Source organism: Bacillus sp. SIMBA_026 (genome assembly GCF_046535335.1).
GTDB lineage: Bacteria > Bacillota > Bacilli > Bacillales > Bacillaceae > Bacillus > Bacillus velezensis.
Map to the genome: position 1 here is coordinate 147,118 of NZ_JAWRWX010000001.1, position 24,947 is coordinate 172,064.

General features: G+C 47.1%; 28 protein-coding genes and 1 pseudogene. 12 read left to right on the plus strand and 17 right to left on the minus strand.

The features are described from left to right. Positions 1 to 15 precede the first annotated feature (15 nt). Both gltT and yhfH read right to left on the minus strand, forming a co-directional pair. A complete protein-coding gene (gene gltT / locus SB847_RS00830) occupies positions 16 to 1,305 on the minus strand; it encodes a glutamate/proton symporter GltT (protein WP_003155211.1) in 1,290 nt (429 codons plus the stop codon). Between the two features lie 233 nt (positions 1,306 to 1,538). Further along, positions 1,539 to 1,679 carry a protein YhfH gene (gene yhfH / locus SB847_RS00835; RefSeq protein ID WP_012117221.1) on the minus strand — a complete coding sequence of 47 codons (141 nt, stop codon included), beginning with the start codon at positions 1,677 to 1,679 and terminating at the stop codon, positions 1,539 to 1,541. Between the two features lie 151 nt (positions 1,680 to 1,830). Here yhfH and SB847_RS00840 point away from each other — a divergent pair, with 151 nt between their 5' ends. From SB847_RS00840 to SB847_RS00855, 4 genes are all read left to right on the plus strand, one after another. After that, complete coding sequence (locus SB847_RS00840; RefSeq protein WP_007610443.1) at positions 1,831 to 2,565, plus strand: MBL fold metallo-hydrolase; 735 nt, start codon at positions 1,831 to 1,833, stop codon at positions 2,563 to 2,565. 12 nt (positions 2,566 to 2,577) lie between these two features. Beyond that, positions 2,578 to 3,573, plus strand: coding sequence for a lipoate--protein ligase (lplA, locus tag SB847_RS00845; protein WP_410562950.1), 996 nt, complete (start codon positions 2,578 to 2,580; stop codon positions 3,571 to 3,573). A gap of 80 nt (positions 3,574 to 3,653) precedes the next feature. Next, entirely contained in the window at positions 3,654 to 4,298 is a 645-nt protein-coding gene (locus SB847_RS00850; RefSeq protein ID WP_044802762.1) for an SDR family oxidoreductase, read from the plus strand. A 131-nt stretch (positions 4,299 to 4,429) separates the two neighbouring features. Beyond that, on the plus strand, positions 4,430 to 5,971 hold the full coding sequence (locus tag SB847_RS00855; RefSeq protein WP_007409202.1) for a fatty acid--CoA ligase family protein: 1,542 nt from the start codon (positions 4,430 to 4,432) through the stop codon (positions 5,969 to 5,971). A gap of 48 nt (positions 5,972 to 6,019) precedes the next feature. Here the strand turns inward: SB847_RS00855 and SB847_RS00860 are convergent, their stop codons facing one another. Further along, positions 6,020 to 6,415 (minus strand): YhfM domain-containing protein, encoded by a 396-nt coding sequence (locus tag SB847_RS00860; RefSeq protein ID WP_130571198.1) that lies wholly within the window; start codon positions 6,413 to 6,415, stop codon positions 6,020 to 6,022. Positions 6,416 to 6,569: 154 nt separating this feature from the next. Here SB847_RS00860 and SB847_RS00865 point away from each other — a divergent pair, with 154 nt between their 5' ends. Further along, positions 6,570 to 7,820, plus strand: coding sequence for a M48 family metallopeptidase (locus SB847_RS00865; protein WP_410577238.1), 1,251 nt, complete (start codon positions 6,570 to 6,572; stop codon positions 7,818 to 7,820). Positions 7,821 to 7,864: 44 nt separating this feature from the next. On the opposite strand, the gene SB847_RS00870 is transcribed toward SB847_RS00865, so the two are convergent. After that, a complete protein-coding gene (locus SB847_RS00870) occupies positions 7,865 to 9,013 on the minus strand; it encodes a S8 family peptidase (RefSeq protein WP_410577240.1) in 1,149 nt (382 codons plus the stop codon). Positions 9,014 to 9,501: 488 nt separating this feature from the next. Between SB847_RS00870 and SB847_RS00875 the strand changes: the two genes are divergently transcribed. Continuing rightward, positions 9,502 to 10,380 carry an ABC transporter substrate-binding protein gene (locus tag SB847_RS00875; RefSeq protein WP_410577241.1) on the plus strand — a complete coding sequence of 293 codons (879 nt, stop codon included), beginning with the start codon at positions 9,502 to 9,504 and terminating at the stop codon, positions 10,378 to 10,380. 15 nt (positions 10,381 to 10,395) lie between these two features. Here SB847_RS00875 and SB847_RS00880 read toward each other — a convergent pair whose 3' ends face one another. The 7 genes and pseudogenes from SB847_RS00880 to SB847_RS00910 all read right to left on the minus strand — a co-directional run bounded on the left by SB847_RS00880 (position 10,396) and on the right by SB847_RS00910 (position 17,176). Next, a complete protein-coding gene (locus SB847_RS00880; RefSeq protein WP_410577243.1) occupies positions 10,396 to 10,971 on the minus strand; it encodes a histidine phosphatase family protein in 576 nt (191 codons plus the stop codon). A 51-nt stretch (positions 10,972 to 11,022) separates the two neighbouring features. Further along, positions 11,023 to 12,114, minus strand: a complete 1,092-nt coding sequence (locus tag SB847_RS00885) for an acetyl-CoA C-acyltransferase (RefSeq protein WP_410577245.1) — start codon at positions 12,112 to 12,114, stop codon at positions 11,023 to 11,025. Next, positions 12,102 to 13,538: an acyl-CoA synthetase gene (locus SB847_RS00890; RefSeq protein ID WP_410577247.1), complete on the minus strand. Its 1,437-nt coding sequence runs from the start codon at positions 13,536 to 13,538 to the stop codon at positions 12,102 to 12,104. The genes SB847_RS00885 and SB847_RS00890 overlap by 13 nt, the downstream gene beginning before the upstream one ends. A gap of 11 nt (positions 13,539 to 13,549) precedes the next feature. After that, positions 13,550 to 14,107: a biotin transporter BioY gene (locus tag SB847_RS00895; protein ID WP_044802768.1), complete on the minus strand. Its 558-nt coding sequence runs from the start codon at positions 14,105 to 14,107 to the stop codon at positions 13,550 to 13,552. A 130-nt stretch (positions 14,108 to 14,237) separates the two neighbouring features. Then, on the minus strand, positions 14,238 to 14,753 hold the full coding sequence (locus tag SB847_RS00900; protein WP_369878811.1) for a methyl-accepting chemotaxis protein: 516 nt from the start codon (positions 14,751 to 14,753) through the stop codon (positions 14,238 to 14,240). A 243-nt stretch (positions 14,754 to 14,996) separates the two neighbouring features. Further along, positions 14,997 to 15,656, minus strand: a pseudogene (locus SB847_RS00905) (protoglobin domain-containing protein); the annotation flags it as partial. Further along, a complete protein-coding gene (locus SB847_RS00910) occupies positions 15,653 to 17,176 on the minus strand; it encodes an FAD-dependent oxidoreductase (RefSeq protein ID WP_410577248.1) in 1,524 nt (507 codons plus the stop codon). The pseudogene SB847_RS00905 and the gene SB847_RS00910, both read right to left, overlap by 4 nt. A 124-nt stretch (positions 17,177 to 17,300) precedes the next feature. On the opposite strand from SB847_RS00910, the gene SB847_RS00915 reads away from it, so the two are divergent. After that, positions 17,301 to 18,158 (plus strand): SDR family oxidoreductase, encoded by an 858-nt coding sequence (locus SB847_RS00915; protein ID WP_007610477.1) that lies wholly within the window; start codon positions 17,301 to 17,303, stop codon positions 18,156 to 18,158. A 30-nt stretch (positions 18,159 to 18,188) separates the two neighbouring features. On the opposite strand, the gene SB847_RS00920 is transcribed toward SB847_RS00915, so the two are convergent. Next, positions 18,189 to 18,422, minus strand: a complete 234-nt coding sequence (locus SB847_RS00920; RefSeq protein ID WP_007610478.1) for an IDEAL domain-containing protein — start codon at positions 18,420 to 18,422, stop codon at positions 18,189 to 18,191. Positions 18,423 to 18,737: 315 nt separating this feature from the next. On the opposite strand from SB847_RS00920, the gene SB847_RS00925 reads away from it, so the two are divergent. From SB847_RS00925 to SB847_RS00940, 4 genes are all read left to right on the plus strand, one after another. Further along, positions 18,738 to 19,316 (plus strand): competence protein ComK, encoded by a 579-nt coding sequence (locus SB847_RS00925; protein WP_003155179.1) that lies wholly within the window; start codon positions 18,738 to 18,740, stop codon positions 19,314 to 19,316. Between the two features lie 144 nt (positions 19,317 to 19,460). Then, positions 19,461 to 19,829 (plus strand): iron chaperone, encoded by a 369-nt coding sequence (locus tag SB847_RS00930; protein ID WP_012117235.1) that lies wholly within the window; start codon positions 19,461 to 19,463, stop codon positions 19,827 to 19,829. 26 nt (positions 19,830 to 19,855) lie between these two features. Further along, positions 19,856 to 20,227, plus strand: a complete 372-nt coding sequence (locus SB847_RS00935) for an iron chaperone (RefSeq protein WP_410577250.1) — start codon at positions 19,856 to 19,858, stop codon at positions 20,225 to 20,227. Positions 20,228 to 20,348: 121 nt separating this feature from the next. Beyond that, the gene (locus SB847_RS00940) at positions 20,349 to 20,858 is read left to right on the plus strand and encodes a MepB family protein (protein ID WP_130571192.1); all 510 of its coding nucleotides are present in this window, start codon (positions 20,349 to 20,351) and stop codon (positions 20,856 to 20,858) included. Positions 20,859 to 21,086: 228 nt separating this feature from the next. On the opposite strand, the gene SB847_RS00945 is transcribed toward SB847_RS00940, so the two are convergent. Next, a complete protein-coding gene (locus SB847_RS00945; protein WP_082997804.1) occupies positions 21,087 to 21,797 on the minus strand; it encodes a YrpD family protein in 711 nt (236 codons plus the stop codon). A 195-nt stretch (positions 21,798 to 21,992) separates the two neighbouring features. Between SB847_RS00945 and SB847_RS00950 the strand changes: the two genes are divergently transcribed. Then, on the plus strand, positions 21,993 to 22,262 hold the full coding sequence (locus SB847_RS00950; RefSeq protein WP_003155168.1) for an excalibur calcium-binding domain-containing protein: 270 nt from the start codon (positions 21,993 to 21,995) through the stop codon (positions 22,260 to 22,262). 32 nt (positions 22,263 to 22,294) lie between these two features. Here SB847_RS00950 and SB847_RS00955 read toward each other — a convergent pair whose 3' ends face one another. The 4 genes from SB847_RS00955 to SB847_RS00970 form a co-directional block, all read right to left on the minus strand. Next, positions 22,295 to 22,612: a YbjQ family protein gene (locus SB847_RS00955; protein WP_082997805.1), complete on the minus strand. Its 318-nt coding sequence runs from the start codon at positions 22,610 to 22,612 to the stop codon at positions 22,295 to 22,297. Positions 22,613 to 22,653: 41 nt separating this feature from the next. After that, complete coding sequence (locus tag SB847_RS00960; protein WP_038457538.1) at positions 22,654 to 24,123, minus strand: sodium:solute symporter family protein; 1,470 nt, start codon at positions 24,121 to 24,123, stop codon at positions 22,654 to 22,656. Beyond that, positions 24,120 to 24,320 (minus strand): DUF3311 domain-containing protein, encoded by a 201-nt coding sequence (locus tag SB847_RS00965; RefSeq protein WP_007409181.1) that lies wholly within the window; start codon positions 24,318 to 24,320, stop codon positions 24,120 to 24,122. The genes SB847_RS00960 and SB847_RS00965 overlap by 4 nt, the downstream gene beginning before the upstream one ends. A 120-nt stretch (positions 24,321 to 24,440) precedes the next feature. After that, entirely contained in the window at positions 24,441 to 24,800 is a 360-nt protein-coding gene (locus SB847_RS00970) for a YhjD family protein (RefSeq protein ID WP_044802775.1), read from the minus strand. Positions 24,801 to 24,947 lie beyond the last annotated feature (147 nt).

The window sequence follows — 24,947 nt, forward strand, 5'->3', positions numbered from 1 at the left end:
TGCAGGGTTTTCATTTTAACCTGAGATGGTTGTGTTTTGTTCTGTTTTGGCGAGGCTCATGACCTTCGCGCCTTTAACGGGATCATACTGGCCTTCCCATTTTGACATCACAACGGATGCCAGAGCGTTTCCGGTCAGATTGACGACCGTACGGGCCATGTCCATAATCCGGTCAACCCCGGCGATGAATGCAAGGCCTTCTGCAGGAATGTTGAATGCGCCTAATGTCGCAAGCAGGACGACGAAAGAAGTCCCGGGCACGGCAGCCATTCCTTTGGAAGTGACCATCAAGACAAGCACAAGGGTAATCTGCTGCCAAATGGACAAGTCAATGTGGTATACCTGAGCGAGGAATAAAGCGGCGATTGATTGGTACAGCACAGATCCGTCTAAGTTAAAGGTATATCCGATCGGCACAACAAAGGAAACAATACCTTTCGGACAGCCGATTTTCTCCATTTTTTCCATAACGCGGGGGAGTACGGTTTCGGAGCTTGACGTACTGAACGCTAATAAAATTTCATCCTTCATATAGGCGAGGAATTTGAAAATGTTTACTCCGGCAAGCTTTCCGACGATTCCGAATACAACAATGAGAAAGAAAGCCAAAGCTACATATACTAAACCGACCAGTTTACCGAGTGAAAGCAGGGAACTGAGCCCAAATTTGGAAACGGTAACACCAATCAACGCAAAAACACCAAACGGCGCAACTTTCATGACGAGGTTCACAACATGGAACATCGCATGAGAAACACCTTCAAAGAAGGCCAAGACAGGCTTTCCTTTTTCACCGATTGCCGAGATGCCGAGTGCAAACAGCACGGTAAAGCAGATGATGGCAAGCAGATCTCCTTCGGCTAATGATTGGAAGAAGTTTGTCGGTACGATATGCAGGAATGTGTCTGCGATAGATTTGTTATTTTGTTCTTTTTCTGTTTCAACATATTGACTGATATCTGTCTTTTGAGCTTCATGTATATTAACGCCTGTTCCCGGATGAAACAGATTCGCCAAAGCCAGCCCGAGAATAATGGCAAAAGTGGTAATGATCTCAAAATACAAAATCGTTTTGAAGCCTAATTTTCCGACTTGTTTTCCGCTTCCCGCGCCGGCAACGCCGATGATTAAGCTGGAGACCACAATTGGAATCACTATCATTTTGATTAAGCGTAAAAACAAATCGCCGATAGGCTGTAAATATGTTGGAATGGCGGGATTGCCGTACCAGATGACACCGACTACAACCCCTAGTATGAGTCCGACGAAAATTTGCGTCGCTAGTCCAAAGCGTAATTTTTTCATAGATTACCTCCCGAAGAAAAAAGTGCAATAAGTATCTAAAAAGATAGCTATTAGAACAAATTATAATAGAAAAGAAAACAATCCGTCTATAGAAAAATATAGATTGAAAATACTGAATCTTTTAAAAGGTACAGATAATTGCTAATAATGGTGAATAACGCCCTATTCAGAAAGTATGATGACGGCCGAAAAAACGGGCGCCGCACAACTTAGAATTGTGCGGCGCCCTATTGTCACATATCCTTAATTTTCAAGCAGTCATTGCACAAATTAATGTGACACTCATACTGTTCAACAATCTCATTTCCGCATTCTTCGCATTTCTTACCGGGTAAATTTCTGAAAAAATCCGACATCTTTTCCAACATACCCATCCCTCTTTCATTGTTTTTTCTCTATATTGTATTATAACAGTTTTGGAAAATCAACGGCTGTTTTGGCACAATGTTTAAAACATGCAATTTGTACGAAAAATAGGTATATTGGAGGAAAGGATCTTTTTATCATAAACATTCGGAGGATCATATGAAAATTACAGTCATTGGATGCTGCGGCGGATTTCCGGCCGCAAACGAAGCAACTTCAGGCTATCTGTTTCAGTCCGGCGGCTATTCTCTGCTCGTCGATTGCGGAAGCGCCGTATTATCAAAGCTATTTGCCTATGTTCCGGCAGAAGAGCTTGATGCCGTCATTTTGTCCCATTATCACCATGATCACATCGCTGATATCGGGCCGCTTCAATTTGCCAAACAGGTCGGCTCCTTTCTCGGAAAAGGGACGCATGCACTGCCGATTTACGGGCATGATGCTGATATAGAACAGTTTGAGCGTCTTACATATAAAACGCATACAAAGGGAGTGGCCTATCAGCCGGACCGCCCGCTTTCTGCCGGGCCGTTCACCATTACCTTTCTGAAAACGGTGCATCCGGTCACTTGTTATGCGATGCGGATTACTGACGGTTCAGCTTCTGTTGTGTATACGGCTGATTCAAGCTACCAGGACGCGTTTATCCCGTTTGCGGAAAATGCCGATCTGCTGATCTGCGAGTGCAATTTTTACGCAGACCAGGACGGCACGTCAGCCGGCCATATGAACAGTTTGGAAGCCGGACGTATCGCGAAGGAGGCCGGAGCGGGGGAGCTGATTCTCACGCATCTGCCTCATTTCGGCGAGCACCGGAAGCTGAAAGAAGAAGCGGAATCCGTATTCGGGGGCGAAGTGACAATCGCCGCTTCCGGATTGAAGTGGGAGAAATAAAGGAGGAGCACCATGTTATTTATCGACAACCAAAACATAACCGATCCGAGGATCAACCTCGCGATCGAGGAATATTGCGTGAAGCATCTCGACCCTGAACAGATATACCTGCTGTTTTATGTCAATCAGCCGTCGATTATCATCGGGAAGAACCAAAACACAATAGAAGAAATCAATACGAAATACGTAGAAGATAACGGAATCATCGTCGTCCGCAGGCTGTCAGGAGGCGGTGCGGTTTACCATGACCTCGGGAATCTGAATTTCAGTTTTATCACCAAGGATGACGGCGACAGCTTTCACAATTTCAAAAAATTCACCGAACCCGTTATTCAGGCGCTGCGTCAGCTCGGTGTAGAAGCTGAATTAAGCGGCCGAAACGACATCGTCGCGGACGGCAGAAAAATTTCCGGCAACGCTCAATTTTCGACGAAAGGGCGTATTTTCAGCCACGGAACATTAATGCTGGATTCCGCCATTGATCATGTTGTGTCAGCCTTGAAAGTGAAAAAAGACAAAATCGAATCAAAAGGCATTAAGTCAATCAGAAGCCGTGTCGCCAACATCAGCGAGTTTCTTGATGACAAAATGACGGCGGACGAATTCAAAAAGCATCTGCTTCACCATATTTTTAATACAAATGATCTTTCCGAAGTGCCGGAATATAAACTGACCGATGAAGACTGGAAAGCGATCCGGAAGATTTCAGAAGAGCGCTATCAAAACTGGGACTGGAATTTCGGCAGGTCGCCCGCATTTAATCTTCAGCATTCGAAACGTTATCCGGTCGGATCGATTGATCTGCGTCTTGAAGTGAAAAAAGGAATCATTCAGGACTGCAAAATTTTCGGTGATTTCTTCGGTGCGAAAGATGTGAGTGAAGTCGAACAGGCGCTGACCGGAAAACAGTATGACAGAACCGCTATCAAGGAGGCGCTGGCCGGAATTGATCTGAAACAGTATTTCGGCAAAATAGAGCTGGAAGATTTCCTCGAGCTGATTTATTAGAACATTTGCCGAACGCATGATTTGAATCAGCGCCCGTTTTTGTGAAATGATAGAACCATAATGAATGGGGAGGGATCATGATGAAAGTATTTCTCATCGGAGCAAACGGACAGATCGGACAGCGGCTTACCGGATTGTTTCAAAAAGACGGCACGCATACGCTGCGGGCGATGGTCCGGAAACAAGAGCAGAAAGAAGCGCTTCAAGCCGCGGGAACAGAAGCCGTTCTTGCAGATTTGGAAGGAAGCACGGAAGACATCGCGAAAGCCGCTGAAGGCTGTGACGCGATTGTGTTTACCGCCGGATCAGGGGGAAGCACCGGATACGATAAGACGCTTTTGATTGATCTTGACGGAGCGGCGAAAGCGATAGAAGCGGCAAAGAAAGCCGGCATCAAGCGGTTCATTATGGTAAGTGCCCTGCAGGCTCATAACCGCGGCAATTGGAATGAAGCGCTGAAGCCGTATTACGCCGCAAAGCATTATGCGGACAAAATTCTTGAAGCGAGCGGTCTGACGTATACGATTATCCGGCCGGGCGGGTTATTAAATGATCCCGGCACGGGAAATATCAAAGCCGCGGCCGATTTAGAAAGAGGCTCCATTTCAAGAGACGATGTCGCCAAGACCGTTATCGCATCCCTTGATGAACCGAATACGTATGAAAAAGCATTCGATCTGACAGCGGGCGGCACGCCGGTCAGTGAAGCGCTGAAACAATTATAGTTTCCGGTTTTACGGCACTCGGGGCTTTTTGCCCTTGAGTGTTTTTCTGTATTTTTCTATAATAAAAGTGAACGTTTATTCCGGATAAATGAATGACTATTCATTCATTACTTTTTTAAAGGGGTGGGAAAATGAATCTGGTTTCCAAATTGGAAGAAACGGCATCGCAGAAACCGGAAAAACCAGCTTGTCTGTTTCAAGATCAGTACATGACGTATGAGGAGCTGGCAGGTAAAATCAAAGCATTTGCAAACGGCTTGGAGGACAGGGGACTGAAAAAAGGGGATCATCTCGCGCTGCTGCTCGGAAATACGCCTGATTTTGTTATTGCGTTTTTCGGCGCGTTAAAAGCGGGAATTGTCGTCATACCTGTTAATCCGGCATATACACCTTCAGAAATCGCATACATGCTGAAAAACGGCGATGTCAAAGCGATCGCCGGCATCGACCTTTTAATTCCCGTATTTGAAAGCCTGCACGGCTCGCTGCCGCTGCTGGAGCATATCATTATCAGCCAGACAGCAGAGAACGCTCCATCGACAGAAGACCCTCAATTGCGCTTAAAAATGACAACGTTTACAAAAATGCTCCGCCCGGCGGAGCGCAGCAGAACTTATCCGACATTGTCCAAAGATGATACTGCCGTCATTTTATACACCTCAGGGACGACCGGAAAACCGAAAGGCGCCATGCTCACCCATCAGAATCTTTTCTCCAATGCAAATGATGTCGCCGGATACTTAGGAATGAATGAGAAAGACAAAATTGTGGCGGCATTGCCGATGTTTCACGTTTTTTGTTTAACCGTTTGTATGAATGCGCCTCTGATGAGCGGAGCGTGTGTCTTAATCGAGCCGCAATTCAGCCCGGCTTCTGTGTTTAAACTGATTAAAAGCCGTCAGGCAACCATTTTTGCCGGCGTTCCGACGATGTATAACTATCTGTATCAATACGAGCATGGCAAGGCGGAGGATTTTGCGTCCGTCAGACTGTGCATTTCAGGCGGGGCCTCCATGCCGGTCGCTCTGTTGCAGACGTTTGAACAAACCTTTGACGTCACCATTCTGGAGGGGTACGGACTTTCTGAAGCGTCTCCGGTTACTTGTTTTAATCCGTTTGACCGGGGGAGAAAGCCCGGCTCGATCGGGACGAATATTTTACATGTCGAAAATAAAGTCGTCGATACACTCGGACGCGAATTGCCTGACCATCAAGTGGGAGAATTGATCGTGAAAGGGCCGAATGTGATGAAAGGCTATTACAAGATGCCCGAGGAGACGGAGCACGCGCTGAAAGACGGCTGGCTGTACACGGGTGATTTGGCGAAGCGCGACGAAGACGGTTATTTTTATATCGTCGACAGAAAAAAAGATATGATTCTCGTCGGCGGATACAACGTCTATCCGCGCGAAGTAGAAGAAGTGCTCTACAGCCATGAGGGCATTAAAGAAGCCGTGGTCATCGGCGTTCCTGACGCCAAAACGGGGGAAGCGGTGCATGCTTATATAGTGCCTGGGGACGGTGAGCTGACAGAGCAGGCGGTTTTTGATTACTGTGAAACACATTTGGCAAAATATAAACGGCCGGCGGAAGTGGTTTTTCTTGATGAGATTCCGAAGAACGCGACCGGGAAGCTGCTGAGACGGGCGGTCCGGGACATGCTTCCGAAATGACGGACGAAAAGCGAAGCCGGGGGGCTTCGCTTTTACATGCTGATCCGGTCAGCTCTGTGATTCTTCCTTAATGATGCTTTGCACAAGCTTCGTATCATGCCGGGTCAGTTTGTAATACGTGTTTTTATACTTGTACATCATATAATTGCCGCTTTCGAGCCACATGCTGAATGAATCAAAACGGTCTTCATGGTATTTGACCGTTCCGTCGTAATCGGGAGATACGCTTTTGGTCAGTTTGACTTGTTTTCCTTGGTTCAAGATATCGAGCATATCTTTTACATTCTGCCTGTCTTTAATTTTGATTTCTTTTTTTCCGTGCTCAGACAGAATAATCAGATCTGCGTTGCTTGATGGAAACACATCGCCGGTCCGGCTGTATACATAGAAGAAAGCAATAGCCAAAAGGGCGATTACTACAATAAACGCGATTATTTTTTTCATATTCATCACTCCGTTTTTTAGTCTTTCCCGCTTCCTGTTGTTCCATTCTTTTCTGTTGTGAAAAGATTAACATCCGTTTCGGAGGCTTGGTTCTATTTATTTGCATTTATGCTTACAATAGGAGTAAGTCATAAGGCTAAGGAGGGAGACTTCCATGCGCAAATGGATAGCGGCAGCGGGGCTTGCCTATGTGCTGTACGGCCTTTTTTTCTATTGGTATTTCTTTATGACAGGAGACTCCGCCGTCCCGGAGGCCGTAAAGGGAACGAAAGCCGATCCGTCCTCGTTTATGGACCCGGGCCGCCTGGCAGCCGCTGAAAACTTTTCAAATGTAAAGGATTTTTTATTTTTCATCGGTGCGCCGTTAGATTGGTTTTTATTTTTTCTGCTGCTCATTACGGGGCTTGCCAAAAAAATAAAGCATTGGCTGGAAGCCGCGGTGCGCTTTCGGGTGCTGCAAATCGTAAGCTTCGTATTTGTGATTTCACTCATCGTTACGGCGGCTTCGCTTCCGCTTGAATGGATCGGATATCGGGTTTCGCTTGCGTATCATATTTCGACGCAGACAACAGCAAGCTGGATAAGAGACCATGTCATTGATTTCTGGATCAGTTTTCCGCTGTTTGCCGTGTGTGTGCTTGTGTTTTACTGGCTGATCACAAAGCATACAAAAAAATGGTGGTTTTACGCTTGGTGTCTTACTGTGCCGTTTACCCTGTTTTTGTTTTTCCTGCAGCCGGTCGTGATTGATCCTTTATACAATGATTTTTATCCGCTGAAAGACAAGGAGCTGGAAAGCAAAATTTTGTCGCTTGCCGACAAGGCCGACATTCCGGCCAGCCATGTTTATGAAGTAAATATGTCGGAGAAAACGAATGCGCTGAATGCGTATGTGACGGGAATCGGTTCGAATAAGCGAATCGTTTTGTGGGATACGACGCTTAACAAACTGAAGGATCGGGAAATTTTGTTCATTATGGGGCATGAGATGGGGCACTATGTGATGAAGCACGTGTACATCGGACTGGCCGGGTATCTGCTGCTGTCATTAGCCGGGTTCTGTATCATTGACAAGCTTTATAAGCGGCTGTCCAAATTCTTCGGCCGAATGCTTCATATAAAGGGGCCTGAAGATCTGGCCGCCCTCCCGCTGTTATTGCTGCTCATATCCGTTCTCAGTTTTGCTTCTGATCCGATTACGAATGCCGTCTCCAGGTATCAGGAAAACGCCGCCGATCGCTACGGCATCGAGCTGACCGGAAACCGGGAAGCGGCGATTGAGACGTTTCAGGACTTGGCCGATACGGGACTGAGCCGGGTCAACCCGCCGTTTCTCGTCAAAATTTTCAGAGGGAGCCACCCGTCGATCATGGAGCGGATTGAACATGCGGAGGAAGAAAAATAATAAAAAAACCGGCGGGGCCATGCCCGACGCCGGTTTTTTATGTTTTACTGAGCTGCCGCCTGTACGTTGATCAGCCCTTTTCCGTAGTAGAAAGCATCACCAAGTTTTGTAGTGGTGTTTTCTAAACTGCTGCGGACTTGAGTGTTTGTCCAGTTCGGGTGCTTAGAAAGAATCAAAGCAGCCGCTCCGGCAACGTGCGGAGATGCCATTGACGTACCATTGTACGCGCCGTATTTGTTTCCAGGAAGCGTGCTTTGGATAGAGACGCCTGGTGCCATGACATCAAGCTCAGAACCTACGCTTGAGAAAGATGCTCTTTGGTTGCTGCTGTTAACAGCGCCTACCGCGATGACAGAAGGGTATTTACCAGGGTAGCCCACTGTGCTTGAGCCGCCGGAAGTGCCTTCGTTACCGGCTGCCGCAACCACTACGACGCCGGAAGCAACGGCTTTGTCAACTGCCGCTTTTAACGCTGCAGAACCAGAAGGTCCGCCGAGGCTCATGTTAATAACGTCCATATTGTTTGCGATCGCCCACTCAATTCCGTTAATGATCCAGCTGTACTGGCCGGAACCGTCAGCGCCGAGAACTTTTACAGCGTAAAGAGATGCGCTTGGCGCAACGCCTAATACACCGACTGAGTTATTAAGAGCCGCAACTGTACCGGCAACGTGAGTTCCGTGGGAGTTGTTGTCTTGGAAAGGATTTGTTTCAGAAGGAACCATGCTGGCTCCGCCTGCTACCTTTAAATCAGGATGAGAAGAATCGATGCCGCTGTCGATAACCGCTACTTTAACATTTGATCCGGTGAAGCCTTGGGAGTGCAGAGCAGGGGCTTTAATCTGTGATACGCCGTAAGGCACGGACTGCGCATACGCTTTTGCAACGTGATCTTCTTCAACGTAAGCGACGCTAGGGTCTTTTTTCAGCTCTTTTACAGCTTTTTCATTTAATGTAGCTGAAGCTGCGTCTACATATTTGAATTGCTTTTGAACTTTCCCGCCTTTTTCAGAAATGACATCTTTTTTCTTGGCGGCGCTCATCGTGCTCATTGTCTGTTTAAATCCGACAATGTATTTCTTTTCCTCGTTTGATTTCCCTGCCGCCTGGGCAGGAGACGTGCTGCCGAACGCCATCGTAAAGATTAACGCTAAAGCAAACAGCAAACTGATCCATACCTTTTTGCCTCTCACTCTTTATCCACTCCTTTTTTCTTTTGCAGAACAACCAATAGACAGATTATTCTGTGGATTAATTGTATAGCATGGAATAATATTTTAGTAGACCCAATTTTTTTCAGTTTGTTTTATTTCTATTTAGGTATATCATCTCTCTTTCGTTTAATAGGAACCCGAAATATTTAAATTTTAATGGAAAAAACCGATGGAAGGACATGAGTATTTGTACACAGCCGCAATCGCTCTCTTGTTTGCTGGGTCGAACGGTTTGATTCCATTTTTGGAAGCTGAGGAAAAAACAGGATAAATGTCACCTTTTGTTGAATGCAGAAGTCTGATGGAAACGAAAGCGGAATGAAATAAAGCGGCCGGCATGAATCAGTCTTCGGCTTTCTTGACGGAGAAAAGCTGTGAAACCATTTTATAAAAATAATGATAATGAATATCATTGATACTTATATTGTCAATGATATAATTGCGGAAAAACGAAAGAGGAGGAACAGATGAAACCAATTTTCAGTATGCTGATGATCTTATCCGTTCTCTTCATAACGGCATGCTCAGAACAGGAACATGAAACCGCCGTCAGGCACGATCTGGGGACCTCGCATGTGACTGCGCACCCGCAGCGCATCGCCGTATTGAATGAGGGCTTTATTGACACCCTCCATGATCTCGGCATAAAGCCGGCGGCCGCGGCGGATAACCGGAAAGAGCGAAACGACGGCAGTCCGTCCGTCGGGCCCCCGTCACATCCCGATTTGAAAAAGATCACTTCGTTAAAACCCGATCTCATCATTGCAGACTCAAGCCTTCACAGGGGGATCTACCATAAACTGACGAAGATCGCTCCGACAATCGCTTTAAAAAATGAAGCTGCGGATTATCAGGATGCGGTTGACGCTGCCCTTACTATTGAAAAGGCGGTCGGTAAAGAGGGCATCATAGAGAAACAATTGTTGGCTCAGGAAGAAAAGCTGAATGACATCAAAAGAAAGCTGGATGCAGAAGGCGGCACGATTTTATTAATTGACGCTGCAAATGGCAGCATTTCCGTAAAGAATGATCAGTTCTTTACGTCCCGGCTTTTGACGCTCGCAGGGTTTACATATGCGGTCCAGACGGAGTCCGGCGGGAAATCAGACTCTATCAAAATGACGCCCGGGCAGCTTTTGCATATCGATCCTGATTACATCGTACTGTTGGACGGTGAGAGAGAACCCGAAAAAAATCACCTCTGGAAACAGCTGACAGCCGTAAAAAACGGACACGTTTACCGCGCGGACAGGGCGGTATGGACGGAGCGCCGGAGCATTGACGGTGCGGACGCCATATTACATGATCTTCAGAAAAAAATGCTCGCCAAAAAGGCCCAAAACTGAATTCGGGCCTTTTTGTTATGATTCTGACAGGTGGCTGCTTACATTGTAATCTTTGACGCGCCACTTATTTTTAATTCGTTCGATATTGCTCAGGCACGCATTGACAAGCTTAGCGTTTTGTATGTCGGTATCACCGTCTGAAATGGCGGACAAGAGGGCGTGAATGGCTGCGCCGTGAGCGACGATCAGTACTTTTTGCTCAGGAAACCGCTCCTGAACTTTCACTAAACCGGCAAGCATTCTGTCTGTCAGCTCTTCTGCGGTCTCCATGTTCGGGTAGTTTTTATCTGGGTAGCGCTTCGACCGTTCCGGTAAAGACATTCCTTCCGCATCACCGTAGCTCCGTTCTCTGAAATCTTCCATGACGACAATGGGAAGATTCAAAAACCCGTTAATAATGTCAGCTGTTTTTCTGGCCCGTTTCATCGGGCTTGAGACGATGACATCCCATTCGGACCCCTTTAAGTACTCTCCTGTTTCTTTCGCCTGACGCTCTCCCGTCGCATTTAACGGAATATCCGATTTGCCTTGAAGCTTCTTTTGGGCGTTCCAATCAGTCTCTCCATGTCTTACTAAACAAACGGCAGTCATAAAGTCTCCACTCCGATCAATTTTTTATCGATATCATCTATTATACTGCCGTTACGTTAACACTTCAAAGAGAAGCGCCAGTCCGACTCCCCCTCCGCTGCCGATTGCTGCTGCTGCGTAGCGGGCATCCGGGCGTCTTTTTGCTTCATAAAAAAGCCGGGTGACAAGCGCCGCCCCGGAAGCCCCGTACGGATGCCCGACGGCCAGAGCGCCGCCCCGGACATTTATTTTAGAATACGGTACTTGAAGCTGCTGTGAAAAAACGCATATTTTGACGGCAAACGCCTCGTTGATTTCGTATATATCAATATCATCCGGTGACAGTTCCCGTTCCTTCAAAAGCTTTTTGACGGCATACACCGGAGCTGCTGACGGATAATGCGGATGGACGCCGCTTACCGCGCTTCCGATAAAACGCAATCCCGGCTTTAAACCGAGAGACCGCGCTTTTTGTTCTTCCATCACACAAACTGCCGCCGCCCCGTCAGAAATTCCGCAGCTGTTGGCGGCGGTGACAGAGCCTCCGGACTGAAAGACGGGTTTGGCACGGGAGATGAGAGGCTCCATGTTCCGCTTTTTCAGCATGTTTTCGTCAGCGGCGAATCCGTGACAGGGAAGAATTTCCCGGCGGTACAAGCCGTCTTCGTGCGCTTTGACGCTCCGTTCATAGCTGAGAAGGGCATATTCGTCCTGCATCTTTCTCGTTACGCCGTAAGCCTGTGCCGTATACTCGGCCGCTATGCCCATATCAGGATCGCCGATGTGTTCAGGAGAAAAGCGCGCCCGGGATGAGAAAGGGGAACGGCTGCTGCTCTCGGCTCCTCCCGCGATGTACGTGCTCCCCGCGCCGGCTTTGACAAAGTGGCACGCGACCCTCACGGCGTCCAGTCCGGAGCCGCACTGCCTGTCGATGGTCGTACCGGACACGCTCAAAGGAAGTCCGGCGGCCAAGGCTGACAGCCGGGCGAGATTCCCGCCGCGGCCCGTCGCGTTTCCGATCAGGACTTCATCAATGTCTTCGGGCGTGTTCCGGCTCAAATGGCGAATCAGCGGAGCTGCCAAATCTTCTGGGAGACAGTCTTTTAACAGGCCGTTTTCCCGGGCGAAAATCGTCCGTTTCGCATCCGTAATTACAGCTTCCATTCCATCATGTCCTTTGCCTGCTTTTGTACGGCGGCACGGGCGATCTTTCCGCCGGCTGTTTCCGGTATTTTTGAAAACAGCCATTTTTTCGGGATTTTATATGCCGCCAGCTGCTCGCGGCACTGTTTCTTCAGTTCCTTTACATTTGCATGTCCGTCGATCACCGCAACGGCGATACTGCCCCAATAATCATCAGGAATGCCGATGACGGCCGCTTTTCTGACGCCCGGACAGCGGTTGAGCACACGTTCTATCTCTTCCGGGAATACATTCAGGCCGCCTGATACGATCATCCCGTTTTCACGTCCTTCGATATAAAGATAGCCTTCACGATCGATATATCCCATGTCATCAACCGTCATCCAGCCGGAATCATCAGGTTTTGCGCCGTTGATGTATCCGGAAAATTTCATCGGGCTGTTCACAAAAATCTTCCCCGTTTCGCCCGGCATGCAGCGTTCTCCGCCGGGCCGGCGGATTTCGATTGTAACATTTTCAAACGGACGGCCCGCCGCGTCAGGCTTCCGGGCGCTGTCTTCAGGCGATAAGAACGCCACGAAACTCAGCTCAGACGTTCCGTAAAAATCGTACAACCGCAAATGGGGATAGCGCTCTGACAGCGCTTGTTTTGACGAAGCGGGCCAGTCTGCACCGGAAGAAATCACCTTGAGCGGTGTATCGGGAAACGCCTCTAGTGAGAGCAGGGCGTCCGTCATTGTCGGAACGGTATATAGAACGTCAGCTTGTCTGAGCCGGTCTTTCATTCCGGCCGGATTGAATTTTCTTTGAAGGATGACGGTTCCGCCGATAAACAAAGTGCTGACGGCGCCGTATAAAAAGTGTGACGAGCGAAGCGTGCCCGGTACCAGCACTTTGTCATCAGGGGAAATGCCGAATTCACGTTTCGTACAAGAAAAGCTCTCCAGCCACGAACGGTGAGAGCGGGTGAAGGCTTTCGGCTTACCGGTCGATCCCGAGGTGAACCCGGTATAAAAGGGCAGGCCGGCGTTTTTGATCAAAGCGCCTTCCGTTTTTTCCGCCTCGATCAAAGGCCTGCATTCATCCCACAGGATGACAGGCGTTTTGACGCTGTCCAGTCTGCCGCTCAGCCGGCGGTCACAGATGACGAGGTCGGTTTTGCTGATGTTCAGCTGATCCGCGAGTTCCGCCGCTGCCGAGCGGGGATCTAACGGAACCGCCGTGCAGCCGGCATGCGCCGCGCCTGCGAAAAGTTGTAAAAATGGGATGCCGTTCGGCAGTAATATTGCAATGTTTTCCGGCTTACCTGAAAGGCTGCCAAGCCAGTTTGCGGTTTGGTTTACTAGCCTGTTCCAAGTTTGATAGGTGATCTGTTCTGTTTCTGTCTGAATTGCGATCTGTTCCGGCGCTTGTCCGGCTGTATCTGAATATGATGATGTAATCATGATGTGTAAAATCAGCTTCCTTTCGTCGGCAAAAGCCGGCTAGCTTGAAGAGTTTTTCTGATTCTTACGGCTGCGAATGAGGCTGCGGCCGCTTTAAGCAGATCTCCGGGCACATAGATGAGGCTGAGCTTTACGGCAGTCAAGATATCAATGTGCATCATAAAAGCCTGAACGGGAATGCCGATGACATACAAAAACAGCACGCCGAACAAGAACTGTCTGATAAACAAATGGGGGACAGCAGCTGAGCGAAGGCCTTGGATACTGAGGCTCAGCAATAATGCCGCCAGCGGATATGCGATGAGATATCCGGCGCTCGGCCCGAAAAAAACCCCGAACCCGCCTCTGCCGCCTGAAAGGAGAGGCGCTCCGCATGCCACAATCAGCAAAAACAGCAATTGGCTTAAAAACGCCGCTTTCGGTTTTAGGATGCTTCCTGATAAGAGCACACCGATCGTCTGGAGCGTAATCGGAACCGGCGTAAAGGATAAGAAAAGCGGCGGGAGCATCCCCAAAAGTCCCATAATGGCGGTAAACACGGCAATATGCATCATTTCTGTCAATTTCATTATGTATTCCTCCAGCTTATCAAAATATGTTTATACAATAAAGCGAGTCTTTATATATGTCAACTATATTATATTTTGAGTTGACATTAAAAAGACCGGCCCTTTATGAAAAAGGCCGGTCGGTTTATCTTTATTCTTCTGTAAGGATAACAAGTGAATCAACGGATGATGCAACGTGGGATACGGCGCGGCTGACTTCTTGAAGACCGCCGAGAAAGGCCTGCAAATCAACGTCGATTTTGCCTGTCTGGTCTTTGCTCGTTTTCATGCTTTGGACGATGTCATCAAACAGACGGTTGATCTGCGCCATTTTTTCTTTCGTTTCACTTACAAGTCCGTTTACATCTTTAATATGTTTGGACACGATGTCGATTTGTGTATTGGTATTGTTCACGAGCTCTGATACGGTGGAAACGGTTTTTTTCGTATCCTCTGAAAGCTTTCTTACCTCCGTCGCGACAACGGCGAACCCTTTGCCGTGCTCACCGGCTCTCGCGGATTCTATTGAAGCGTTGAGTGACAGGAGATTCGTTTGCTCGGCGATCCCCGTCACGATGCCGAAGATTTTTTCGATCTGCTGGGCGATGTCATTCAGCTTGTCCATTTCTTCTTCAATCTGCAGAAGGCTGGCGTCGATTTTATTCATCTGCTTCTGCTGGCTTTCAAGCTCTTTTTTCCCGCCGATTGATTTTTCTTCGACATGTACGGAAGTGACGGTGCCGGCTTTTGACGCCTCGGAAATGCCCTCGGATTTATCGACCAGCTCCTGCACGGCTCTGCTCGTTTCTGAAAACAAATCAGCGAGTGATCCGGATGTTTCCTGGATTTTCTGATGAAGACGGGCTTTCTTTTCCTCTTGTTCGTCACGCTGGCAGTTATATTCGCTCTGGAATGCTTCAAGGACGAGCTGCTGTTCAAGATTTAATATTTTCGTCGTCGCTTTGATCGCTTTTAAAAGCTCATGCAAATCCGGGATTGCTGCTTCATATATGTTCATCATCGACAGAAGCAGATCCTGAAACGCTCCCATATACCATTTCGGTTCAAGGCCGATCCGCAAGTGGATGGAAGCGATGCGCTGTCTTTTTTCAATGAATTCATCATCAATCGTGCCGGCAAACATCTCGTGGATATGACGCCGTAATGTTTTTTTCAGGCGCTCGACCGTGCTGTGGTCGTTAATGATCGTCATTAATGATTTTTCGTGATCTAGATTTCGGTAAAAGGAATCGACGATTGTTGAGATATGTTCTTTAATTAACGGCTGCAGCTCTTCAAGCACATGAAGTTCTTCGTTTCCGAGCCTGACCATTTTCAGCTGTTTTTGGACATCTGCATATTGATTTGAAAGCGCGATGCGTTTTTTTTCATCGGCTTCTGAAAAATAAGCTGTTTCTTTTTTGCGGTCTTTTTTAAATAACAATATAAGTTCCCCCAGATATTCTCTTTTTCTTTTTATCGGTATGGAAGGAACTTGAATGAAGGAATCTGATAAAAATTTTTTAATGCGGAAAAAAATAAAACCATTCTGTACGAATGGTTTAGTCAATCTTGGCTGAGGCGTTTCAGCGGCTTGATGGCGGGACCTTCGGCAACCCCGCCGTCAGGTGTGAACCGGGACCCGTGACAAGGACAGTCCCACGTCCGTTCGCCGTCATTCCATTCAACCTCACAGCCTAAATGGGTGCATGTCGTATCGACAAGATGCAGACAGCCTTTTTCATCATTATAGGCGCCGGCCCGTTTGCCGTTTACCGTTACGATTTTCCCCTCCCCGGGCCGAAGAGTCTCAGGTGAAGCGTCCGGCCTCTCAAGTTTGCCTGAGATAAGGTGTTTGGCCACGTCGGCATTATAAGAAATCAGTTTTTTCAGTCCCGGATCTGCGTGGAAGCGTGACGGAATAAACAGGCCGGAAAACGGGTTCTTTTTGTTTTGAATATGATCAGCCAAAAGCTTCGCGGCGAGCGCTGAGCTTGTCATGCCCCATTTTCTAAAACCGGTCGCCGCCAAAATATGTTCTTCATCGCCTGAGATGGGACCGATGAACGGAATTTTGTCAATGGTGACAAGGTCTTGTGCAGACCAATGATATGGGATGCTTTCAACCCCGATTGTGTTTTCCGCAAATTGTTTCAGCGCTTCGTAATGCTCGGACATTTCTTTTCCTTGGCCTGTTTTGTGGCTTTCGCCGCCGACAAGAACCAGTTTTTCACCGTTCAAATCGGTGTATCGCAGTGATCTGGACGGCTTGTCTATGCTGAGATACATCCCGTCCGGATACGCTTGTTTCGGTTTTACCGCGAGTACGTAGGACCTGCTGGCATACATTCTGGCGGCATAAAGCCCCCCTCCGTCATAAAAAGGAAAATGGGAAGAGCAGACAATGTAGCTGCACTTGATGCCGTGTCTGTTTTTCGTGACCACTTCCGGCTGCGGTTCTTTTTTTATGTCGATCGCAGCCGTCTGTTCAAAAATCCGCGCCCCGTTTTTAACGATCTCTTTGACGAGCGCCGCGCCATATAAAAGCGGATGGAATTGCGCCTGATTCTTCATGGCGAGGCCGAGCCTGCAATCAACGGGGACGGGAAGTTCTTTCACAAGCTCATGTTCAATGCCGAGCTTGGTATAAGCTTCCTGCTCGCTGCGGATTTTTTTGACGCCTGATTCTGTATTGGTGTAAAGATATGCGTCTTGTTCAGCCAGTCTGCATTCAATCGAAAGGTCCTTCATAATCTGCTTCATGTCTTCCATGGCGCGGAGATGGGCTTCGAAATACAGCCTTGCGCTGGTCAGGCCGATCTGCTGAATAAGATCGGCATAGATGAAATCATGCTGGGCGGTGATTTTTGCGGTTGTGCCCGCGGTCGTCCCGTTTAAAATCCGGTCTGCTTCAATGACAGCGACACGGAAACCTCTTTTCGTCAGTTCGTATGCCGTTGTCAGGCCCGTAATTCCTCCGCCGATAACCGCAACGTCACATTCTGTATCTTCAGTGAGGGCGGGAAAGGTAGGAATGTCAGCTGTTGCTTTCCAATAGGAAGCCGGTTCCTCGTTTGAAAAAGTAGTCAATTCAGATTTACCTCCTCTGTTGTATATTCTTAATTTTTCCAATAAGACTCTATTCATACATGAAATTCGTATAAGATGCTCAAATTACTCATAATATAGTAATTAATGTAAAGGAGTGATCAAAATGGCTAACCAGAAGAAGAAAACCTTGCCGCCGCAGCATCAAAACCGGCAGCCGGGCTTTGAATATGTAATGGACCCGCGCCCCGTTTTTGACAAACCGAAAGCGGCGAAAAAACTTGAAGGGAAAACGGCGATCATCACGGGCGGAGACAGCGGGATCGGCCGCGCCGTATCCGTTTTATTCGCGAAGGAAGGCGCTAATGTGGTCATCGTTTACTTTGATGAGCATCAGGATGCCGAAGAGACGAAGCAATATGTAGAAAAAGAGGGGGCGAAGTGTCTGCTGATCGCAGGGGATGTCGGCGACGAAGCTTTTTGCAACGATGTCATCCGCCAGGCGGGCCAAGCCTTTCCTTCCATTGACATCCTGGTCAACAACGCGGGTGAGCAGCACGTACAGCCGGGGATTGAGAAAATCACGAGCCACCAGCTCATCAGAACGTTTCAGACGAATATTTTTTCAATGTTTTACTTAACGAAAGCCGCGCTCCCTCACCTGAAAAAAGGAAGTTCAATCATTAATACGGCTTCCATTACCGCCTATAAAGGCCACAAAACATTGATTGACTATTCAGCGACAAAAGGGGCGATCGTCACGTTTACAAGATCTCTTTCCCAATCTCTTGTCACTCAGGGCATCAGGGTAAACGCAGTGGCGCCGGGGCCGATCTGGACGCCGCTGATCCCGGCGAGCTTCTCGGCGAAGGAAGTGGAAGTCTTCGGCTCAGACGTGCCGATGCAGCGCCCGGGAGAACCTGTTGAAGTGGCGCCGAGCTATTTGTACTTAGCAAGCGATGATTCTTCCTACGTCACGGGACAGACGATTCATGTGAACGGCGGCACCATCGTAAACGGATAATGTAAAAAAAGCCAATCCATATGGATTGGCTTATTCACTCTGTTTGAGTGCTGCATATTCTTTTGAAAGCGTGAGGAACGCTTCTTTATTTTTATCATCAAGCGCCTTATTAATCTGCATTGTCAGCATGGCGATCCGGCGTTTATACAAGGATTCATCAAGCACCATTTGAATGTAAATATCGGCCATTGTCACATCGAATTCGTTTGCTTTTTGCGTGTTGCGGGACTTCATGAGCTCAGTGTACGACTTTTTCTCTTTCATAAAGAATCCCCCCAATGCCTTTTTTATAGTATATGGATAACGGCCGGAAAAATCAATTAATTTTTATAATCTTTAGACAACTAATACTTGGAAATATATCGACATATCCTGCAAATTGACGAAAAAACGAAAATGATGATTGTATAAATGAGGTGAAATGAAAAAGAAAAATAATATTTAAATAGTAATTTAAGACTAAATTACAGCTTTAAAAGGTGATTTTTAGCTATATTCAAAAAAAACCTGTCGTTTTCCAATGACAGATGATAGATTATTAGTATAAATTTTCAAGAAAAGGATTGGAGGCTGCACATCATGTGCCAGAAAACACACGCACCCTTAGAAAGCTATGAAGTAAATCGTTCAACCATCGCTGTTTTGCCTGAGGAAATAGACGGTAAAATGGGGTCGAAGGTCATTGAAAAAGACTGCATTCTGTATGTCAGCATGAAGCCGATTCACATCATCGACAGAAGCTGCCGCTACTTTGGCTCCAGCTATGCCGGGAGAAAAGCGGGAACATATGAAGCGATTAAAATTTCTCACAAGCCGCCGATTATGGTGGACCCTTCAAATCACATCTTTTTATTCCCTACACTTTCTTCTGCAAGGCCTCAATGCGGCTGGATATCGCATGTGCACGTTAAAGATTTTCAACCGACGGCATTTGATGACACAGCGGTCACGTTCTCAAACGGCAAAACGATGGAACTGGAAGTATCCTATCATTCTTTTGAAAATCAGGTTTACAGAACCGCCTATCTCAGAACCACTTTTCAGGACAGGATGGGCAGTCATATCCCGAAGCGGCAGGAATTCATGCTGTATCCGAAAGAAGAGCGGACAAGAATGATCTACGACTTTATTTTGCGGGAGCTGGGGGAGAGATATTAGAGAAGCTGCGATGTGAAGGGACGGGTCCTCTCCTTTTGGGGAGGGCTTTTTTCGATTTACATGCCCGGGCAGAGTTGTATCGTGTCCGTCTGTTGGCTATGATGATGTAAAGAGTAATGATATTTCATTTTAGGAGAGATGGGCATGGATGTGTTTGCAAAATATGTATCAGGAATCGATAACCCGGATCACCGTCTCAAAGCAGAGGAAATTTTGTCGTGGACGGCTGGCCAATTTCCGAATTTAGAAGCGCAGATCAAGTGGAACAAACCGACATTTACCGATCACGGCACCTATATCATTATGTTTGCTGCGGCAAAAAATCATTTGAGCATTTTGCCTGAAAAAGAGACGATGGAGCATTTTGCCGATGACATCGCTCAAGCCGGGTACAGCGCTTCTTCGCGCCTGTTCAGAATTCGATGGACTGATCCGGTGCACTATGATCTGCTTAAGAAGATCATCGAATTTAACATCAAGGAAAAAGCTGAAAATCCGGGGTTTTGGCGCTAGCGGACGTGATGTTGAAGGAGGAAGACATGGACGTTTTCAAAGACTATTTATCAAGTATCGACAGCCCTGATCATCGTCTGCGAATGGAGGAAATCCTGTCGTGGACGGCTGACCAATTTCCGAACTTAGAAGCGCAGATCAAGTGGAACACGCCAATGTTTACCGATCACGGCACCTTTATTATCGGCTTTGCGGCAGCAAAGCATCATGTAAGTGTTTCCCCCGAAGAAGCGGGAATTGCGCATTTTGCCGACGACATTGCCCGTGTCGGCTACAGCGCCACTTCCCGTTTGTTCAGAATTCAATGGAGTGAACCGGTGCATTATGAGCTGCTTGAACGCATGATTCAATTCAATATTCAGGATAAGGCGGACTGCTCAGCATTTTGGCGGAAATAATGAAAGAAATGTTAAAAAAACAACCCTGAGGAGGGCTGTTTTTTTATTGGAAACACATGATCAGCCCATTTTAATCAAGAAGCAATGGATGACGTACTATAAAAAATAAGGAGTACGAAGAGTGAATGAATTTTATAAGGCGTTAACATATGTAAATAAAATTTTTTATGAACCAAATCACTTAACGATACATGATATTCAAGAAGAAGCTCAAAACTCAGAGTATGGGGCCGGTATGTTTCAACTGAATTCAACATCAGTTCGATTCAGAGTCGCAAAAATAACGCCTAACAAGATAGGACAGTTTGTTGCTTTTTGGGAAAAAGACGGAGATGGTAAAAACCAAGCCTTTTCATATGAAAAAGCTGCTGATTTATTGGTTATCAATACTTTTGCCAGTAATCATCATTTTGGACAATTTGTTTTTCCAAAAGAAGTTCTTGTAAAGCAAAATATCCTTAAAACAGCCGCTGCAAAAGGAAAAATGGCAATTAGAGTTTACCCTGAATGGGAAAATCCCACCAGCAAACAAGCTATCGAAACACAAAAATGGCAGTTGGCATATTTTGTTGAGGCGAACGATGCAGATCGTTTTCCGGCACAAGACCTGTTAAAGCTATATTCTAACTAAAATTGGACAGCCCTGAGCCGGCTGACAGTATGTGAAGTTAACCGGTGCGTGAGTTGGAGAATAACGGGGAACCTCAGCAAATGAGGTTCCTCTAATTGTTATATAGAAATCGACATTTTGAATGTAACAGAGTTTGTTTATTAAACGTCATCCGAAAAATAAGGGATTTGCGTATCCGGCAGACCCTCACGAAACGCACGATGTCAGAAATCGTGCGTTCAACATTCTTTATTTGACGACAGACATGCTGACGCTGCTGCCTGACACTGTCAATTTGGCAAAATCCTGTGTATCAATCACAGGTGTGACTGCTTTATTGTCGATCGTGATGTTCGTAAAGGCTGTTGAGAAGTTTGATTTGATGTAAGGGCGCTGATCCTCTGATGTGACCGCGACGGTGGCGAGCGCTTTCCATTTTGAAACAGAGCCTACATTTGTTTGGGCGAGTTCTGAGATGATGCGGCCGGTGTATCCGTCATTATTCGTGCCCCAATATGTGGCGCGGGTATTGCCGTTCAGATTTTTGTAAATGGTCAGCTGTACGGTGCTGCCGGGCCGGAAGCCTTTCGTATAGGTGAATTGGCTTTCTCCTTCCAGATACCGGACCTGGCCTTGTCCCTTTGAACCGACTTTCATGATCGGTTTCCATACATGATAGGTGTCACTGTACTGAAGCCCGATATCAGCCTCTGTGCCTCCGGTAAATCCTGAGTAAATATAGGCTGTCCCATTTGACACCTGAATCGAGCTTGGAAGCTGAATTTTCGTGACGAGAACTGAGCCCGTGCTGTTCAGGTAGGCCCTTCCGCCGATTCCTTTGCTGAGCTGGGACGCCGCTTCCGCCGTATTGGGACTGATCACCCCAGGAATATCCGCCGTACATGCGCCGAATAGAACGGCTGAAGTGAGAACACCCGCAAGAAGCCCTTTTTTCATCATCATTTCTCCTCCTATCATCATAGTCAGATAGCGCTATCAATTCATATTATAAAAGGTTTTGGGAAAAATTCCATAAAAGATATACGGGCGGACGTAAATTAAAACTATTTTCCTATTTATCTTGTAAATGGAGATTATTTGAAGTATGATATGTTCAGCAATACAGCATGATTCAGGAAAGGGGATAGGATAGAAATGAAAAAGACGGCAGCTGTGCTTTTGTCTTTCGGTCTGGTGTTCGGTTGTTCATACGGAGCGGGGCAGACGGCAGAAGCGAAAACAAAGGTAAAAACGTATCAAAACTGCAAGGCGCTGAATAAGGTGTATAAGGGCGGCGTGGCCAAATCGTCGAAAGTGAAAAACAAGGGCGGCAGAACAAAGTACAAGCCGTATGTATCAAAAGCGCTTTACAATGCAAATAAAAGACTTGACCGAGATAAAGACTATATCGCATGTGAGAAATAAAAAAACAAGCCTCTTTAAAGAGGCTTGTTTTTTTAAATGGATTCGGCGGTGACGGCGGTTCCGTATCCGATTAATTCGGATGTGTTCTGTCCTGCGGTCAGTTCGAACCGCAGGCCGACGATGGCGTTCGCTCCGAGCTGCTCCGCCTCTCTGGTCAGCCGCTCTTTCACCGCTTTTTTGGAGTCTTCCAGCATTTCAGTATAGCTTTTCAATTCGCCGCCGACGACAGATTTTAAGCCTGCAAGCAAGTCTTTGCCGATGTGTCTGGACTGGACGATACTGCTTGTCACCAAGCCTTTCACTTCTGTAATCTGTTTTCCGGCGACGGTTTCGGTCGTTGTCATGATCATGCGTTTTTCCCCTTTCGTGTATCTTACCGCTATCTTACCATTTAAGCCGCCTTTTCGGCTGCGCCGATTTGTTTTTTTCTGACTGCGGCGCTGACTGCAAACATGACGGCAATGTTCAGAACCAGTGCGATGATGCCTGTATTCATATCCTTAACGATCTGCGGAAGAAACGGAAAGAGGGTTCCGATGGTTGATTCGGTCAGCGTAATGAAGGCCACCGTTCCGACCCCGGCCGTTATGCCGGCAAAAGCGCCGTGGCTTGTGATGAAACGCCGCTTCGGCAGGCTGAATAAGAGGGCGGGGAAAAGCTGGGTGACAAGGCTGTAGCCCATTAAAAGCAAGGTGACGATGGTATTTCCGCCTTTCAGCGTAAAATATACGGATATCAGCGCGATGACGGGTACGGCGTATTTTGCGAGCCGTGAGACTTTTTTGTCAGTCGTGCCGGGCAGAATGGCTTTGTACACATTTTTGGCGAACAGCGTGCTTGAGGCCATTAATATCATTGAACCGGGTACAAGCGCCGTCAGAATGCCCGCCGATCCGATCAGTCCGACAAACCAGGGATCAAAGGTTTTCACAGACAGCTTTAATAAGGCGAGATCCGTGTCCGCCCCTTTTAAACCGGGCACCTGCAGAATCGCCGCAAATCCGGTAAAGATGACAAACAGCAGGACGAGCTGATAAAGAGGCATGATGATTGCGTTTTTCCGAAACACCCGCGGATGCTCCGCCGAATAGGAAGCGGCAAATGTATGGGGCCACATATAAAAGCCGAGGGCGGTCAGCAAAACCGTTGAGCTGAACCAGGAAACGCTCTGTCCGGTTTCCGGCAGCGTGAGAAATCCGGGTTTTGCGGCGTCAATTTGTTTGAACATCTCCGTAAACCCGCCATAGTAATGAATGGGCAAATAAATGCCTAAATACAGGACGATGCCTAAAATCATGATATCTTTAACGACTGATATCCATGCTGAACCGTGGATTCCTGATATCATCACATAAATCGTGATGGAGACAGCGCCGATCCAGACAGCGGCTGAGGGCGGAATCTGTCCGTATGACGTTGCTGAAACAATTAATCCGAGTCCTTTCAGCTGCAGGACGAGATAGGGGATGAGGGATGCGATGCCGACGAGCGATACGAGAATGCCGAGGAGCGGGCTGTTGTATTTTGAAATAAAAAAATCTGATTGCGACATCAGTTTGTGTTGTTTGGCGTAAGTCCACACGGCTGGCAGAAGCCAATATGACAAAATGTAGGCAAGGCAGCCGTACGCGATAATATAAAAGGCGGGGCCTCCTTTTCCGTAAGCCCATCCGCTTCCGCCGAGGAATGTAAAGGTCGTGTATATTTCTCCCGCCATTAATAAAAAGACAAACATCGTGCCGAAGCCGCGTCCGCCCACCGTCCATTGTTCAAGGTCCATATTTTTTCCTTTTCGGGCCCGGATTCCGAGATATACACAAAACAGGAGCACGGCGGCCATTACGGGAAATGCTGCGTTCATTCCGCCTCACCCGCCTTGTTTTCTTTGTCCAATTTGTAAACGGCGGCCATCAGTACGGAAGTCAGCACCGCCCAGATGACGACATACGCGAGAATGAAAGGCATTCCGAAAACATAAGGCGTCACCCGGTTGGCAAATGGAATGCCGGCGAGAATTCCGAAAAAGGGCAGGGCGGCGAGAACATGAATCAGTTTCATAACATTCCTCCTTTTCATTGAAAACAGCGTGTCCCGATTATAAAGAAAATCATGTCGAATGTATAGTGTGAATAGTCTGAAATTTATCAGCTGAAAAGGAAAAGCAGTCCCGGCTGCTTTTTAAATGGTCGCAAGAGACAGGTAATATTCCAATAAGGCGGTTACCTGTTCCCGTATTCTCGGGTTGAAATAACGGTGTTTTTCTTCATAGCCGTTAATGGTGCATATATAAAGCGTAAATGCTTCGTCTCTTTCCGCTTCGTATATTTTAATTTTCCGCTTTCTTAACTCTTTTCGAACATCACTCAAATCCTTTTGTGCTAATTTTAAAGAGCAGCCGATAAGCTGTTTATAGGGTTGTTTTAATTTAAACGGGCACGAATCAAGCGCTTCGAGGTCCCGGTTCAGGATGGCAGCCGCCATGGGCAGAAACAGCCCTTTTTCGATGAGATCGCGGGTGCCGCTCTGGATGTCAGGCATAAATACTCCTTCTTTCTTAAAAAAGAGAACGTTTGTTCTTATTTTATACTCGCTTACACGATATTTCAAGTCGGAAAATCTCGTAAACATTTTCGTTTTTTGGAGATAATGTGTAGAATAAGGATAGACAAACTCGTTAAGGAGTAT

Excerpts from the sequence above, each read along its gene's own strand:
- gltT (WP_003155211.1), bottom strand. The coding sequence starts at position 1,305 with ATGAAAAAATTACGCTTTGGACTAGCGACGCAAATTTTCGTCGGACTC.
- yhfH (WP_012117221.1), bottom strand. The coding sequence starts at position 1,679 with ATGGGTATGTTGGAAAAGATGTCGGATTTTTTCAGAAATTTACCCGGT.
- SB847_RS00840 (WP_007610443.1), top strand. The coding sequence starts at position 1,831 with ATGAAAATTACAGTCATTGGATGCTGCGGCGGATTTCCGGCCGCAAAC.
- lplA (WP_410562950.1), top strand. The coding sequence starts at position 2,578 with ATGTTATTTATCGACAACCAAAACATAACCGATCCGAGGATCAACCTC.
- SB847_RS00850 (WP_044802762.1), top strand. The coding sequence starts at position 3,654 with ATGAAAGTATTTCTCATCGGAGCAAACGGACAGATCGGACAGCGGCTT.
- SB847_RS00855 (WP_007409202.1), top strand. The coding sequence starts at position 4,430 with ATGAATCTGGTTTCCAAATTGGAAGAAACGGCATCGCAGAAACCGGAA.
- SB847_RS00860 (WP_130571198.1), bottom strand. The coding sequence starts at position 6,415 with ATGAAAAAAATAATCGCGTTTATTGTAGTAATCGCCCTTTTGGCTATT.
- SB847_RS00865 (WP_410577238.1), top strand. The coding sequence starts at position 6,570 with ATGCGCAAATGGATAGCGGCAGCGGGGCTTGCCTATGTGCTGTACGGC.
- SB847_RS00875 (WP_410577241.1), top strand. The coding sequence starts at position 9,502 with ATGAAACCAATTTTCAGTATGCTGATGATCTTATCCGTTCTCTTCATA.
- SB847_RS00880 (WP_410577243.1), bottom strand. The coding sequence starts at position 10,971 with ATGACTGCCGTTTGTTTAGTAAGACATGGAGAGACTGATTGGAACGCC.
- SB847_RS00885 (WP_410577245.1), bottom strand. The coding sequence starts at position 12,114 with ATGGAAGCTGTAATTACGGATGCGAAACGGACGATTTTCGCCCGGGAA.
- SB847_RS00890 (WP_410577247.1), bottom strand. The coding sequence starts at position 13,538 with ATGATTACATCATCATATTCAGATACAGCCGGACAAGCGCCGGAACAG.
- SB847_RS00895 (WP_044802768.1), bottom strand. The coding sequence starts at position 14,107 with ATGAAATTGACAGAAATGATGCATATTGCCGTGTTTACCGCCATTATG.
- SB847_RS00900 (WP_369878811.1), bottom strand. The coding sequence starts at position 14,753 with ATGAATAAAATCGACGCCAGCCTTCTGCAGATTGAAGAAGAAATGGAC.
- SB847_RS00915 (WP_007610477.1), top strand. The coding sequence starts at position 17,301 with ATGGCTAACCAGAAGAAGAAAACCTTGCCGCCGCAGCATCAAAACCGG.
- SB847_RS00920 (WP_007610478.1), bottom strand. The coding sequence starts at position 18,422 with ATGAAAGAGAAAAAGTCGTACACTGAGCTCATGAAGTCCCGCAACACG.
- SB847_RS00925 (WP_003155179.1), top strand. The coding sequence starts at position 18,738 with ATGTGCCAGAAAACACACGCACCCTTAGAAAGCTATGAAGTAAATCGT.
- SB847_RS00930 (WP_012117235.1), top strand. The coding sequence starts at position 19,461 with ATGGATGTGTTTGCAAAATATGTATCAGGAATCGATAACCCGGATCAC.
- SB847_RS00935 (WP_410577250.1), top strand. The coding sequence starts at position 19,856 with ATGGACGTTTTCAAAGACTATTTATCAAGTATCGACAGCCCTGATCAT.
- SB847_RS00945 (WP_082997804.1), bottom strand. The coding sequence starts at position 21,797 with ATGATGAAAAAAGGGCTTCTTGCGGGTGTTCTCACTTCAGCCGTTCTA.
- SB847_RS00950 (WP_003155168.1), top strand. The coding sequence starts at position 21,993 with ATGAAAAAGACGGCAGCTGTGCTTTTGTCTTTCGGTCTGGTGTTCGGT.
- SB847_RS00955 (WP_082997805.1), bottom strand. The coding sequence starts at position 22,612 with ATGATCATGACAACGACCGAAACCGTCGCCGGAAAACAGATTACAGAA.
- SB847_RS00960 (WP_038457538.1), bottom strand. The coding sequence starts at position 24,123 with ATGAACGCAGCATTTCCCGTAATGGCCGCCGTGCTCCTGTTTTGTGTA.
- SB847_RS00965 (WP_007409181.1), bottom strand. The coding sequence starts at position 24,320 with ATGAAACTGATTCATGTTCTCGCCGCCCTGCCCTTTTTCGGAATTCTC.
- SB847_RS00970 (WP_044802775.1), bottom strand. The coding sequence starts at position 24,800 with ATGCCTGACATCCAGAGCGGCACCCGCGATCTCATCGAAAAAGGGCTG.